General features: G+C 53.7%; 9 protein-coding genes. 8 read left to right on the forward strand and 1 reads right to left on the reverse strand.

The window, feature by feature from the left end; translation table 11 throughout:
• The first annotated feature begins 6 nt into the window (after positions 1–6).
• The 8 genes from purL (at position 7) to F557_RS20310 (ending at position 12,857) form a co-directional block, all read left to right on the forward strand.
• Entirely contained in the window at positions 7–3,891 is a 3,885-nt protein-coding gene (gene purL, locus F557_RS0114695; RefSeq protein ID WP_019002981.1) for a phosphoribosylformylglycinamidine synthase, read from the forward strand.
• A 252-nt stretch (positions 3,892–4,143) separates the two neighbouring features.
• Complete coding sequence (locus tag F557_RS20300; protein ID WP_019002982.1) at positions 4,144–5,175, forward strand: sensor histidine kinase; 1,032 nt, start codon at positions 4,144–4,146, stop codon at positions 5,173–5,175.
• Positions 5,176–5,851: 676 nt separating this feature from the next.
• Entirely contained in the window at positions 5,852–5,974 is a 123-nt protein-coding gene (locus tag F557_RS23520; RefSeq protein ID WP_019002984.1) for a hypothetical protein, read from the forward strand.
• Between the two features lie 52 nt (positions 5,975–6,026).
• Positions 6,027–6,149 carry a hypothetical protein gene (locus F557_RS23525; RefSeq protein ID WP_019002985.1) on the forward strand — a complete coding sequence of 41 codons (123 nt, stop codon included), beginning with the start codon at positions 6,027–6,029 and terminating at the stop codon, positions 6,147–6,149.
• A 417-nt stretch (positions 6,150–6,566) separates the two neighbouring features.
• Positions 6,567–8,918 (forward strand): ankyrin repeat domain-containing protein, encoded by a 2,352-nt coding sequence (locus F557_RS21510; RefSeq protein ID WP_019002986.1) that lies wholly within the window; start codon positions 6,567–6,569, stop codon positions 8,916–8,918.
• Positions 8,919–9,024: 106 nt separating this feature from the next.
• Positions 9,025–10,389: a sigma-54-dependent transcriptional regulator gene (locus F557_RS0114730; RefSeq protein WP_026297945.1), complete on the forward strand. Its 1,365-nt coding sequence runs from the start codon at positions 9,025–9,027 to the stop codon at positions 10,387–10,389.
• 59 nt (positions 10,390–10,448) lie between these two features.
• Complete coding sequence (gene waaF, locus F557_RS0114735; protein ID WP_019002988.1) at positions 10,449–11,486, forward strand: lipopolysaccharide heptosyltransferase II; 1,038 nt, start codon at positions 10,449–10,451, stop codon at positions 11,484–11,486.
• 27 nt (positions 11,487–11,513) lie between these two features.
• Complete coding sequence (locus F557_RS20310) at positions 11,514–12,857, forward strand: 3-deoxy-D-manno-octulosonic acid transferase (protein ID WP_019002989.1); 1,344 nt, start codon at positions 11,514–11,516, stop codon at positions 12,855–12,857.
• Between the two features lie 131 nt (positions 12,858–12,988).
• Here the strand turns inward: F557_RS20310 and F557_RS0114745 are convergent, their stop codons facing one another.
• Complete coding sequence (locus tag F557_RS0114745) at positions 12,989–14,209, reverse strand: acetate kinase (protein ID WP_019002990.1); 1,221 nt, start codon at positions 14,207–14,209, stop codon at positions 12,989–12,991.
• Between the last annotated feature and the right edge of the window lie 97 nt (positions 14,210–14,306).

Here is a 14,306-nt window from a genome sequence, read left to right on the forward strand (position 1 = left end):
TTGATAATGGAAATTTTACGTGGAGCGCCCGCTCTTTCTGAATTCCGTGTAAAGAAACTCCTTCAGGGGTTTGCGGAAAAAGGTCTGAAAATCACCTCCGTTTATGCCGAATATGTGCATTTTGCCAGTCTTTCCTCCCCGCTGTCCGACAGTGAGAAGGATATTCTCGGCAAGATTCTGACCTACGGCCCTCGCATTTCCGAAAAGGAACTCCGGGGCACGCTGTATCTGGTTACCCCGAGACCGGGTACCATATCTCCGTGGTCCTCAAAAGCAACAGACATTGCTCATAACTGCGGTCTTCCGTCCGTTGATCGTCTGGAACGCGGCATTGCCTATTATATAGAGGGAGACGATGCCGGTAATCGCGCCGGGATTCTGCCTCTTATTCATGACCGGATGATGGAATATGTTATGGACAGTCTGGAAGCCGCCGGGCAGCTGTTCCAGAAGCAGGATCCGAAGCCCATGACCTCCGTGGATGTGCTGGGACAGGGTAAGGCTGCTCTGGAAAAGGCCAATGTGGAGCTGGGACTGGCTCTTTCCGATGACGAAATGAACTATCTGGTTAAAAGCTTCACGGATCTGGGCAGAAACCCCAACGACGTGGAGCTTTACATGTTCGCCCAGGCCAATTCCGAGCACTGCCGGCACAAAGTATTCAATGCCGACTGGGTTATTGACGGGGTGAAGCAGGACAAGTCCCTGTTCAAGATGATAAAGAACACCTATGACTGCAACCATGACTACATTTACAGTGCCTACAAGGACAATGCCGCCGTCATGGAGGGCTCAGTGGCCGGAAGATTTTTCCCGGATCCGGTGACCCATGTGTTCAGCTATCATGAAGAGCCGGTGCAGATTCTGATGAAGGTGGAGACCCACAATCATCCTACGGCCATTTCTCCCTATCCCGGCGCTGCTACCGGTTCCGGCGGTGAAATCCGTGACGAGGGAGCTACCGGCGTCGGCTCCAAGCCCAAGGCCGGTATTTGCGGGTTTTCAGTATCAAACCTCAGAATTCCGGGGTTCGTGCAGCCCTGGGAGACCGATTTCGGGAAGCCGGGACGCATTGATACCGCCTTTGATATCATGATTGACGGACCTCTGGGGGCTGCCGGCTTCAATAACGAGTTCGGCCGTCCTAACATTAACGGCTATTTCAGAACCTATGAGGAGGCTGTGGACAGTCATAACGGCTACGAGATCCGGGGTTATCACAAGCCCATCATGCTGGCCGGCGGTTTTGGCAATATCCGCAGTGAGCACATTAATAAGGGCGAAATCCCGCCCGGAGCCAAAATAGTGGTTCTGGGCGGTCCGGCCATGAATATCGGTCTCGGCGGCGGTGCTGCCTCCTCCATGACCAGCGGTCAGTCTGCCGAGGATCTGGATTTTGCTTCGGTGCAGCGCGACAACCCGGAGATGGAAAGACGCTGTCAGGAGGTCATTGATGTCTGTACCTCCATGGGCTCCGAGAATCCGATTCTCTTTATTCACGACGTAGGTGCCGGCGGCCTTTCCAATGCGCTTCCGGAGCTGGTGAACGACGGTAACCGGGGGGGCGACTTTGAGCTCCGCAAGGTTCCCAACGATGAACCGGGCATGTCTCCCTACGAGCTCTGGTGCAACGAATCCCAGGAACGCTATGTGCTGGCAGTAAGTCAGGAGAAATTCCCGGAATTCGAGCGGATCTGCCAGCGTGAGCGGGCCCGCTTTGCAGTAGTGGGTACTGCCACTGAAGAGAGACATCTCAGACTTCACGACAGTCATTTCGGTAACAATCCGATTGATCTGCCCACTGATGTGCTTCTTGGCAAGCCTCCCAGAATGCACAAGAATGTTAAGAGCCTGAAGGCCCAGGGCAAGGATCTGAATTTGTCCGGAGTTACTCCGAGAGCAGCTGCCGAAAGAATTCTCCGTCTCCCGACCGTTGCCGAGAAGACCTTCCTTATCACCATCGGTGACCGTACTGTAACCGGTCTGGTTACCCGGGATCAGATGGTGGGACCGTGGCAGGTTCCGGTGGCAGACTGCGGGGTAACCGCCGCCTCCTATGATTCCTATAAAGGCGAGGCCGTGGCCATGGGCGAACGTCCTCCGGTGGCGCTTCTGAATTACGGCGCCTCCGCCAGAATGGCGGTGGCTGAAGCTCTTACCAATATTGCGGCCGCTCAGATTGGAGATATTACCAGGGTTAAGCTGTCGGCCAACTGGATGGCCGCCGCCGGACATCCGGGTGAGGATGCCGGACTTTACGAGGCTGTCAAGGCTGTGGGCGAGGAGCTTTGTCCGGCTCTGGGAATTACCGTTCCGGTGGGCAAGGACTCCATGTCCATGAAGACCACCTGGACTGAAAACGGTACTGCCCGTGCGGTAACCGCTCCGCTGTCCCTGAACATTACGGCCTTTGCCCGGGTGGAGGATGTGAGAAACACTAGAACCCCGCAGTTAAGAACCGATATGGGCGATACAGTTCTTATCTATGTCGATCTGGGACTGGGCAAAAACCGTCTGGGAGCTTCTGCTCTGGCACAGGTTTACAAGCAGCTCGGCAGGGATACCCCCGATGTGGAGAATCCTTCACAGCTTAAGGGCTTCTTTGATGCCGTACAGTTCCTGAACCGGAAGAATTTCCTCCTGGCCTATCATGACAAGTCTGACGGCGGTCTTTTTGTTACTGTTGCCGAAATGGCTTTTGCCGGCCACACCGGTGTTACCGTGGAAATCGGAGATCTGGGTGTCGATGATTTGGCGGTGCTGTTCAATGAAGAAGCCGGTGCAGTGCTCCAGATTCGGTCTGCCCACAAGGAAGACGTGCTTAACATTCTTTCCGGACACGGTCTGGCTCACTGCATTCACACTGTGGGTGTTCTCAATAATGAGAACCGGCTGATCTTCAGAAGGGCCGGAAACGACATTATCAACGAGCCGGTATCCTTCTTCCGTTCCATCTGGGCGGAAACCACCTACAGAATGCAGGCATACCGTGATAATCCGGATTGCGCCAGAAGCGAATTTGAGGCTAAGTCCGATGCCGGGGATCCGGGACTTAATGTCAGCCTGACCTTTGATGTCAGAGAGGATGTGGCTGCTCCCTACATTGCCAGGGGAGCTGCTCCGAAGATTGCCATTCTGCGTGAAGAGGGTGTGAATTCCCAGAATGAAATGGCAGCCGCTTTTGACCGGGCCGGATTTGAGAGCGTTGACGTGCACATGTCGGATATCCTGTCCGGCAGAGTGTCTCTCAGGGATTTCAAGGCTCTTGCTGCCTGCGGCGGCTTTTCCTACGGCGATGTTTTGGGTGCCGGTGAAGGCTGGGCCAAGAGCATTCTCTTCAATCCTCTGGCCAGATCGGAGTTCCAGAGCTTCTTTGAAAGAACTGATACTCTGGCCCTGGGTGTCTGCAACGGCTGTCAGATGATGTCGAACCTCAGGGATATTATTCCGGGAGCCGACCTCTGGCCGCGCTTTGTCAGAAATGAATCCGATCGCTTTGAGGCCCGGTTCAGCCTGGTGGAAATCCAGAAGTCGCCGTCTCTGTTCTTTGCGGATATGGCCGGATCCAGAATGCCTATTGCCGTGGCTCATGCCGAGGGGCGTACCGAATATCTGAATGCGGAGCATCTTAGCCAGGTTGAGAACAGCGGTCTTGTGGCGGTGCGCTTTGTGGATAACCGCGGTGCCGTTACCGAGAAATATCCTTTCAATCCTAATGGCTCTCCGTTCGGCATTACCGGCCTGTCCTCCCGTGACGGCCGGGTAACCATCATGATGCCGCATCCGGAACGTACTATTAGAACCGTGTCCAACAGCTGGCATCCGGATGACTGGGGTGAAGACAGTCCGTGGATGAGGGCTTTCCGGAACGCCAGAAAGGCTCTGGGCTGATAACCAATTTCCGGAGACGGAACACCGGATCTGGAAACAGCTGTGAATAGGAATAAGGGGGATTGAAAGATCCCCCTTTTTTATACCCGGGGTTTCGAGACGGATTTTTGACAGCTGCGGTATCCGGGGTGATGACGCATTGGTTTCAGGCCCTGCTATGGCTTGTGCCACCGTTTATTACCTGCGGAAAATCAGGCTGGCATGTTTTATGTATCTAAAGGACAGAAATCATTTTTTGTCAGGACTAAGACTATGCAGGCTTCAGCAATACCCGGATTTTCAGAAAACGCCCCGAGTGCCGTTATGCAGGAGGTGTTCAATGCCTCTTCGGCGGCGTTTGTGATTGTGGACAGAAAAGGGCTGGTGTCGCATGCCAACACCGCAGCCCGGAATATGCTGGGAAAGAATATTTCCGGAAAACAGTGGCGTTCCGTTATCAGGGACAGCTTTCAGCCGTCCGGAGATGACGGAAACGAGGTTACTCTGCGGGATGGCCGTAAAGTTGCAGTTAATACCAGACCGCTTTCTGTGGGGCAGCTGGTGGAGCTTACTGACGTAACTCCCACCAGAAAGCTTCAGGAGCGTATCAGTCACATGGAACGTCTTTCCAGTCTCGGCAAAATGGCGGCTTCGCTGGCTCATCAGATTAGAACTCCGTTGTCTGCCGCCATGCTTTATGCCGCCAACCTGGCAAACAGAGGCCTGAACGAGGCTGTAAGAACGCAGTTTCTTAAAAAGCTTTCCGACAGGCTGCAGGATCTGGAAAATCAGGTAAAGGATGTGCTCCTTTTTGCCAGAGCCGGGGACAGAATTGCGGATCGGTTGGAACTTACCGAGCTGGTTTCCGCCGTGAAAAACGCTTCCGAGGGGGTGCTTTCCCGGGGAAATGCCCGAATTGATATCCGGATGGATGATCCTCCAATGGAAATCATTGCGAATAAGACCGCCCTGGCCAGTGCCCTTAACAATCTGGTGGCCAATGCGGTGGAGGCCGGAGCTACCCGGATTTTTATAGACGTTACCAGGGAGCGCGGGGAGGCAATTATTAAAATTGCCGATAACGGCAGCGGCATGAGTCCTGAGCTTCAGCACAGTGTGTTTGATCCTTTCTTCACTACCAAGGCCAATGGCACCGGACTTGGTCTGGCGGTGGTGAAATCGGTGGTGGCGGCGCATCAGGGCCGGATCGGTCTGGTTTCGGAAAGCGGCCGGGGCACCTGCTTTTCGGTAGTGCTGCCGCTGGCAGACTCCGGAAGGGCCGCGGGGATGCCTCTTGCGGCGTAATCCTTCCGGCGTTACCGGCACACAGTTTTCCAAAAACTACATCCGTTAATCCCGTTTTCTGGAATTAACGGATGGCTGTGTTTTATGGCCGGGATAATTCCGGTGTCTTCTCTCTTCTCCAGGTTATTTTTTCCCTTTTCTTATCTTCTTTATCTCAGGCGTTTTTTTAGTGCGGCTCCGGTACCGGAGTAGGAGTAGTGAGGCGGCTATGGTACAGGAAATGCGGCCTATGTTTCTGGCGTGATACAGATCTCTTATATTTAGGGTTTTGTGTAGTTAAATTTCGTCAAAGTTTTAGATATTGTTTCGAATTTTGGTTTTGTGAGATATTGGGGTTTGTAACTATAAAACCTTTGTATATAAGGCGTGTTGTAACTTTTATTTGTGGTTGTTATGAAAATATTTTCAGATGTATGAAAGTATTTTCATTAAAAATTTTTGAAAAAATACTACACAAAGCTATTGCAAAGTGTGCTCAACATCACTATCATGAAAATGTGCTCAGGGAGATGAGCAAAACAGATTTCGGAGGAAAACGAAATGAAGAGACTTTTTAACAGATATGTTGAAGCAGAACGTCTGGCACCGGTAACCCGCAGCTACTTTTTCAGCTACGTGAAGTAAGCGGCGTCCGGAAGTCGTCCGAACCCCGGGGCGGAGAAAAAAGGCCCCTGTTGTGAACAGTTATGTGAACAGAAATCGTGAGGAAACCGAAATGAGAAGACTTTTTAACAGATACGTTGAAGCAGAACGTCTGGCACCGGTAACCCGCAGCTACTTTTTCAGCTACGTGAAGTAAGCGGCGTCCGGAAGTCGTCCGAACCCCGGGGCGGAGAAAAAAGGCCCCTGTTGTGAACACTGATGTGAACAGAAATCGTGAGGAAACCGAAATGAGAAGACTTTTTAACAGATACGTTGAAGCAGAACGTCTGGCACCGGTAACCCGCAGCTACTTTTTCAGCTATGTGAAGTAAGCGGCACCCGGAAGATATCCGAGATTCGGGCTGATAGCACGATATAGGAAAGACCTGTAAAACAACAAACCTAAGCTTTTATCATTTGATCCCCGGTGCCGGAAATGCGCCGGGGCTTTTTTTATTCCTGCAGTATTCCTTCGGTGTTTTCAGTTCTCTAGCAAATTGTTCTGAAAAACACATAAATGACCTTTGGCCTCTCCCCGCTGTCTTCCCCGGGATTGCCTGTGCGAATTCACAATCTTGGTGAATTTCAGAGTGCCGGCGGCGGCATTCGGTATAAACTAAGAGTTTAATATTATCCGTAGCGAGAAGAAATTCCGGTGCTGTTCCTTTCCGGAAGAGCGAACCGGAGTTTTATTTCCTGCATATTTCTCTTGAAAGCACAGCCGGGGATTTACTAAGGGGGCAGTTAATATGAAGTATCGGAGTATCGGTCTGGAAATACTGCTGGGACTCCTCATGATGATTCCGGAATCCGTTCTGGCGGGGACGGCGTATGAAATGGAGGCCGCGGGAAAGAATGAGGCGGCTGCTCTCGGGAACCTGAAAATCAAAGCTCTCCGGACGGAAATGGCCCGCCATCTTTCACAGGACGAGCTAAAAAGCAACGCCAAAATTATCCGCACGGAGATCTTTCTGAAAATTGATGATTATGTATCTCCGGAGGGCGAGATCTCCTACCGGACGGAGGGAGACAGGGTTGTGGCCGCAGGACAGGTGACGGTAGATGATGCCAGAATTCTGGCTACCCTGGGCAAAAATTCCCTGGTTAAGGAGGGGAGTGTTTCCGGGAGCCCGGCTGAGGAGCCGGCTTCTGCCCCTCCGGAAAATACAGAAGCTCCGGTTCCCCCGGACTCCGGGAATCCGGAGGTTCCCGTAGCTGAGAGCCCCCGGGCTTCACCGGAGGGGGACACGGCATCCGGTTATGAAGCGCTTAAGGAGTATCGCGGCAGCACCACCGCCGAGGAGGATAAAAAGTTCCGGGATCTGGTTCTTATTGGCTTTGCAAAGCCGGAGGAAATTCTCAGGGCTCTGGAAAATGGTGCCAATCCCAATGTCATGAGCAGTACGGAACTGGGATACAGTTCAAAGCTTAAAAAGCAGCTTGCGGTGGAGGTGCCGCTTCTGTACCGCTATCTTAGCCGGAGCAATGCCAGCCTTGAGGTGGTAAAAATGCTTATTGAGCACGGGGCGTACTACAACTGGGAGAATCCTGAGGGCACAGTTTCTCTGGCTGCCCAGTTCATAAAGGGAAGGGAGGAGTTTCTGGAGTACTGGCTTTCCCTGAATCCGGATCTCAGGAGACTTAAGAATCTCAATGTCTGGAAGGCTCTTGACGGGGAGGCGGTCCGGGATGTCCTGCTTCTGGACTGGATGGCGCGGAAGGATTCCGTCAAAAAAACCGATCACTACCAGGTCTTTACCAGACTTCTGGATCTGGGGCTTCCTGCAAATGAAAAAATCGATCTTCACAACTGCTATCTCACCTACAGGGTTTATGAAAAGGGCGGGGCAAAGTATCTTCAGGCTCTCCTGGATCACGGCGCTGATCCGAACCTGTTTACGGCGTTCGAAACCAGCCCGCTTTATCTGGCAGCAAGGGATGACGATGTTGCTTTGTTCAGAAGTGCCGTTTCTCATGGTGCCACTCTGAATCCGGAAGGGGTGTCCTCGTTCCTGCTTTATTATCTTGACCTGGTAAGTGCGGGGAATAACCGGCTTTACAGTCTGGATTTTATAAAGGCGATTGTGGCGGCCGGAGGAGATATAGGCTATGAATCCCCGGACGGCAAATCTTCCGTGGCTCGGAGACTTTTTAGCAGCAAGAGCTCTCTGGATATCATTGAGTACTGGCTCAGTCTCGGTCCCGATATCAGAAAAATGAAATCCCTGGCGAAATTGCAGGAGGAGGCACTGTATTCCTGGCTTAATTTCAAATCCGTCGGGGATAAACGTCATCTGGAGCTTACCGGAAAGCTGTTTGATATCGGGTTTGATCCCAATGTCCGGAACGGCAACTCGCTTATGATCGAAAAGGCCTACGAGAAGGGCGGTATCGACTATGTCCGGGTGTTTCTGGAAAAGGGAGCCGACCCCAATGCCCGGAATGGCTATCAGAAGCCCCTGATATTTCTGGCGGCTGAGACTAAAAATCCTGATTTCTTCCGTATTCTTGCAGATTACCGGGCGGATCTGAATGCTACCAACAAGTACGGCGAAAGCCTTCTTTTTGCTGCGGTGGCCGACGATAATCCCGACCTTGATTTCATCAGAACGGTTATTGAAAAAGGCGCCGATGTGAATTTTGTGCGCAGCAAAAACGGATTTTCGGTACTGATGCAGGCAGTGCGGGATCGCAGTGTCAGCAAGGACGGTGTTGTGGATCTGCTTCTTAAGAGCGGAGCCAATCCCAACGCTGCGACACCGGCGGGGCACACCGCTCTCATGATGGCGGTAAGCGAGCCTAAAAATCCCAGCATAGCGACTATTAAAAGTCTGATAGATGCCGGTGCCTTGCTGGAAACGCAGGATAAGGAAGGTGCCACGGCTCTGACATTCGCGATTGCCTCCAATCATCCTCCAGCAATACGTCTGCTGCTGGAAATGGGAGCGGATCCGGATCGGGCTCTCAGTGTCACTCATGAGGTGAAGGTTGGGAAGGGCAAGGATGCCAAAAAGGTGGTCAAGTCACTCAGGGAGCTTGTCAACGAAGCTGATAAGCCGGAGCTCACAGAAATGAAGGAGATCCTCGCGGAATTTCTTTAGCGGTTTTTCTGACTGAGTGCCAGGCGGACAAGGAGCCGGGAAGAGCGGATCGGTTGAAGGAGAGATGTCCAGGGACAGAAATCGGGGACGGAAACAGGGGAATGCTATGGGAAAAAACCGGATTTTGATTGTGGACGATGATGCCAGACTCAGGGAGGCCATTACCGACACGCTGATGCTTTCGGGATATGAATGCACGGAAGCGGCGGGGGGCGAGCAGGCGCTGGATATTCTTTCGAGAATGCGGATTGGCATGGTGATTTCCGATATTCAGATGGACGGCATGGACGGCCACAGTCTTCTTAATGCCATTCATGAGAAGTATCCGCAGATTCCGGTACTGCTTATGACTGCCTATGCCAATATTGACGGGGCAGTGAAGGCCATGCGGGACGGCGCCGTGGACTATCTGGCCAAGCCCTTTGCTCCCGAGGTGCTTCTGAACCAGGTTATCAGGTATGTGCCGCAGGAGCCAGTTGACAGGAGCGGACCGGTATACGGGGACCCGAAGACTGCGGAGCTTCTGGAAATGGCCCGGAAGGTGGCCCGCTCGGAGGCTACGGTGATGATTACCGGCCCCAGCGGATCCGGAAAGGAGGTTCTGTCCCGTTTTGTTCATGACAATTCCGAGAGAAGTGCGGGGCCCTTTGTGGCCATAAACTGCGCGGCCATACCCGAAACCATGCTGGAGTCCACCCTGTTCGGGTATGAGAAGGGTGCCTTTACCGGAGCGGTTCAGGCCTGTCCCGGTAAATTCGAGCAGGCCCAGGGCGGTACCATTCTTCTGGACGAAATCACCGAGATGGATCTGTCCTTGCAGGCCAAGCTTCTGCGGGTACTGCAGGAAAAGGAGGTGGAGCGGCTTGGCGGCCGGAAGACCATTTCTCTGGATGTCCGGGTGATTGCCACCTCCAACCGGGATCTCCGGGCGGCGGTTGCGGACGGGCGGTTTCGGGAGGATCTCTACTACCGTCTTAATGTTTTTCCGCTGAAATGGCCGGCACTCCGGGAGCGGCCTTTGGATATCGTTCCTCTGGCGCGCTTTATGCTGAAATCCGCTTTAGAGGAGCAGAAGCTTCCCGATAAGCCTCTGACTCCGGAGGCGGAACGGAAGCTTCTGGCCTATGGCTGGCCCGGAAATGTCCGGGAGCTCGGCAATGTGATGCAGCGGGCGCTTATTATCGCGGGATCCGAAATTACCCCGGAAGCGCTGATTTTTGATGACGAAAGTCAGTTTATTCCTGAGACTCCGGTTCCGGCGGCGGCTTCGCCGGGAGCTCCGGAACGGCCTTCCGGCGGCGGAAAGCTGGGCGAGGAGATGAAGATTCAGGAATTTCAGATTATACTTGATACCCTGATTGACTGCGGCGGCAGCCGGCAGGAGTGTGCGGAAAGGCTGGGCATGAGTCCCCGCACGCTGCGCTACAAGCTCTCCAAAATGCGGGAGGCCGGCTTTGTGGTTCCTGACTAGCGGCGGCAGAGAAACGGAAAGTGAATGCCGGGTTTCAGATCCGGAATAATGAGGTTTAAATGAAAATTCTGGTGGTGGCCCCTTCCTGGGTAGGGGATCTGGTGATGGCGGAGAGTCTTCTTATCACCCTGAAAAAGCTTTACCCTGCGGCAGTTATTCATGTGCTGGCTCCGGCCTGGTGTCTCGATATTGTTAAAAGAATGCCCGAGGCGGAGAAGGGGATTCTGATGCCCATCGGACATGGCAGCTTTGATCTCGGGGGGCGGATAAAGCTGGGACGGGCTCTGGCCGGGGAACACTATGACGAGGCCTATATTCTTCCGAATTCCTGGAAGAGTGCCCTGATTCCCTTTTTTGCGGGAATTAAAAGGCGCATCGGCTGGAAAGGGGAAATGCGCTATGGTCTTATTAACGTTATGCGCAAAAACAAACAGGATTTTCCGAGACTGATTGCCCGGTATTCAGCTCTGGCCTGGCCCCGGGACAAGGTAGCAAAGCAGGCGGATCTGGAATTTCTGCCTTATCCCCGGCTGGAGAGCCGGAAGCCGGATACCGCACTTCTGGACAGGTTTGGTATCCGGCCGGGGCTCAAACCTCTGGGACTCTGTCCCGGTGCGGAGTTTGGTCCCGCCAAGAAATGGCCTCCGGAGTACTATGCCGCTGTTTCCGCCAGGTATCTGGCCGCATTTCCGGAGCGGGAGGCCTGGATTTTTGGTTCCGCCAGGGATCGTGATACCGGGGAGGACATCAGAAGGCAGGTTCCGGAGGAGCTTAGGGAGCGGGTCAGGGTTCTGGCCGGCATGACCACGCTGGAGGAGGCTATTGATCTCCTGGCGGCATGCGCTCTGGTGCTTTCCAATGATTCCGGCCTTATGCATGTTGCCGCAGCAACCGGGGTAAGACTTGCTGCGGTGTTCGGTTCCACCAGTGCTCAGTACACCCCGCCCTCTGATGACAGTGCTCTCATCATTGAGTCGGAGGTGAGCTGTCATCCCTGCTTTAAGCGGGTCTGTCCCAAGGGCAGTACGGAGTGTCTTCTGAAGCTAGTTCCGGATGCTGTCTGGGAGAAAATCATTGCAAAGTGGCCGGATCTTTAAGCCGGCACCGGAAAAAGGGGATCTCGCATGTCCGGAAGTTCATTTAGGGCGGCAGTGCCGGAGCTGGTCTACCGGGCCGGCACGACTCTGCTGGCCCCTGTGGTGGCGCTTTTTATCAGATTTCGTTCCAAAACCTCCTACGGTGCCCGCTGGCGGGAGCTTCTCGGGGATGTTCCCGAAAAAGACTACGGAAATCCGGTATGGTTTCATACCGTCAGCGTGGGGGAATCCATGGGGGCCCGGCCGCTTATAATGGAATTCCGGAGAACCCGGCCGGACATTCCGGTGCTGGTAACCACCACCACCGCTACCGGCAGGGCGGTTTATGACAGTGTCCGGGATCTGGTGCCGCATCTTTATGCGCCTCTGGATTCGCCCCGGGCGGTAAAAAGATTTCTGGACCGGGTGCGGCCCCGGCTTTACGTGACCATGGAAACGGAGCTCTGGCCGGCTCTTCTGGCGGAGCTGGCAAAAAGAAAGATTCCTGCCGTGGTGATGAATGCCCGGCTTTCTGATCGTTCCCGGGATCGTTATCTTAGGGTGGCCGGGATTTTTCAGGAGCTTATCGGAAACCGGCTGACCCGGCTGGTGTGCCAGACTCCGGCAGATGCCGCCAATTTTGAAAAACTGGGCATTCCGGGATCCCGGATTACGGTTTCGGGATCCGTAAAATTTGACATTTCTCCGGACACCGGAGCCTTTGCCAAAGGGCGGGAATTCAGGAAGCAGCTTTGCAGGGCGGCTTTTCCGGACAGCTTTGCGTCCGGTGGTCCGCTCTTTCTGGCGGTGGCCAGTACTCACCGGGGCGAGGATTCCCTGATGCTGGATATTTTCCGGAAGCTTAAAAACGTGCTGCCGGCACTGGTCATGATTATTATTCCCCGGCACCCGGAGCGCTTTCAGGAGGTTTGGGAGCTTATGGGAACTGCGGGGTTCAGGCGCAGCCGGCGTACTCTTCTGGAAAAAGAGGCCGCCTCCTCCGGTTTTTCCTGTCCGGAGGTGATTCTCGGGGATTCCATGAATGAGCTTTATCTTTATTTCGGGATGGCGGATCTGGTACTGATGGGCGGCAGTCTGGTGGATATCGGAGGACATAATCCCCTGGAGCCGGCCGCCCTGGGCTGTCCGGTAGTGACTGGTCCCTTTATCAGAAATTTCCGGAAAATTTATCAGGAAATGGCGGCCCGTCAGGCCAGCAGGGTAATTCCGGCTGAGAGTCTTTTGGCAGAGCTTCAGGAGCTTCTCGGTAATCCCCGGGAGTTACAGAAGCTGGGAGCGGCCGGAAAGGCCTTTATTGACGAAAACCGCGGGGCTTTAAAGAAAACCCTGGAGGAGATATGGCTGGTTCTGGACAGGGAGACAGCCCTGTAATCCTCTTCTGTTCCGGAGAAGTGTTAGCCTCCTTGGGGAACCGGCGCAAAAAAAAAAGAGAGAGCCCGGGCCCCCTCTTTTCTGATTTAATGAAGCTCCTTTTCCGGGAACTGTCCTGTTCCCCGGGGCTTTTACTTCACAAACTTATAGGCGCTTCTGGCGATAACCAGTTCTTCGTTGGTGGGTACGACGATGATTTTTACCCTGGAATCCGGAGCGCTGATGAGGCCGCGGCCGCCCAGGTAGGCAACGGCCTTTTCGTTAAGAGCGTCATCCAGCCGGGCACCCAGGATCTCGGGCAGATATTCGATAACCTGCTTTCTCATGATAAAGGAGTTTTCGCCGATGCCGCCGGTAAAGACAATGGCATCCACATGTCCCAGGGGGACATAGTAGGAGGCGATGAACTTGGCAGCCCGGTAGCAGAACATCTTGAAGGCCAGCGTGCATTTTTCGTCGCCGTTCTTGTAGCCTTCGCAGATGCCGCGCCAGTCTGAGGTGGTGCCGGAAAGAGCGATAAGACCGGATTTCTTGTTAAAGATTTCGCGGACTTCCTCCACCTTGTAATGGAGCACGTCGCACATGAAGAATACTACGGAGGCGTCGATGGATCCGGTGCGGGTGCCCATTACCAGTCCGTCCAGCGGGGTAAGACCCATGGAGGTGTCCATGCACTTGCCGTTCTTCACTGCCGATATGGAGGCGCCGTTGCCAAGATGGCAGGTAATGGCGTTAAAATCTGAGGCCTCATAGCCCAGTTCTCTGGCAGCCTCGTTGTACACGTAGCCGTGGGAGGTGCCGTGAGCTCCGTAGCGGCGGATTCCGTGCTTGGTGTAGAGCTCTTCCGGAATGGCGTATCTGTAGGCCACGTCCGGCATGGTCTGATGGAAGGCAGTGTCGAACACGGTAACGTGCGGCACTTTGTTAAAGGCCTTTCTGGCAGCTCTGATGCCGATAAGATGTCCCGGATTGTGAAGCGGAGCGAACGGAATGCATTTTTCGATTCCCTTCTCCACCTCGTCGTCCACCAGAGTAGGCTCGCTGTAAAGTTCTCCGCCCTGCACAATACGGTGCCCCACTGCGCAGATGGAGTCCAGAAGATCCTTTCTCTTGGAGAGAATATTGTTGTTCAGGAAGGAAACGGCAACGTTGTGATCGGCCCCGGCGCCCAGATCCGCGCTTTCCTTGTCAATCCCCTCGAAACGCCATTCGATGCGGGCATCCGGCAGACCAAGCTTTTCGGCAATGCCGTTAAGAAACACATGACCGTCATCAGGGTTAATGATGGCGAATTTAAGAGAAGAACTGCCGCAGTTAATTACCAGTACAGTTTTTTCAACATTAGAAGTCATTTGGGAATCCTTTAATTATCAGGAATGGTATTCCTGCTTTTAAAAGTGCTGTGAACACGCTGGTACAGTGTTTTTTGAATACGGTTAATCTGAAACC

This window comes from Succinimonas amylolytica DSM 2873 (assembly GCF_000378405.1).
In the GTDB taxonomy this organism is placed as follows: domain Bacteria; phylum Pseudomonadota; class Gammaproteobacteria; order Enterobacterales; family Succinivibrionaceae; genus Succinimonas; species Succinimonas amylolytica.

Bases quoted from the DNA above. Each gene is read 5' to 3' on its own strand.
- purL (WP_019002981.1), top strand. From the start codon at position 7: ATGGAAATTTTACGTGGAGCGCCCGCTCTTTCTGAATTCCGTGTAAAG.
- F557_RS20300 (WP_019002982.1), top strand. From the start codon at position 4,144: ATGCAGGCTTCAGCAATACCCGGATTTTCAGAAAACGCCCCGAGTGCC.
- F557_RS21510 (WP_019002986.1), top strand. From the start codon at position 6,567: ATGAAGTATCGGAGTATCGGTCTGGAAATACTGCTGGGACTCCTCATG.
- F557_RS0114730 (WP_026297945.1), top strand. From the start codon at position 9,025: ATGGGAAAAAACCGGATTTTGATTGTGGACGATGATGCCAGACTCAGG.
- waaF (WP_019002988.1), top strand. From the start codon at position 10,449: ATGAAAATTCTGGTGGTGGCCCCTTCCTGGGTAGGGGATCTGGTGATG.
- F557_RS20310 (WP_019002989.1), top strand. From the start codon at position 11,514: ATGTCCGGAAGTTCATTTAGGGCGGCAGTGCCGGAGCTGGTCTACCGG.
- F557_RS0114745 (WP_019002990.1), bottom strand. From the start codon at position 14,209: ATGACTTCTAATGTTGAAAAAACTGTACTGGTAATTAACTGCGGCAGT.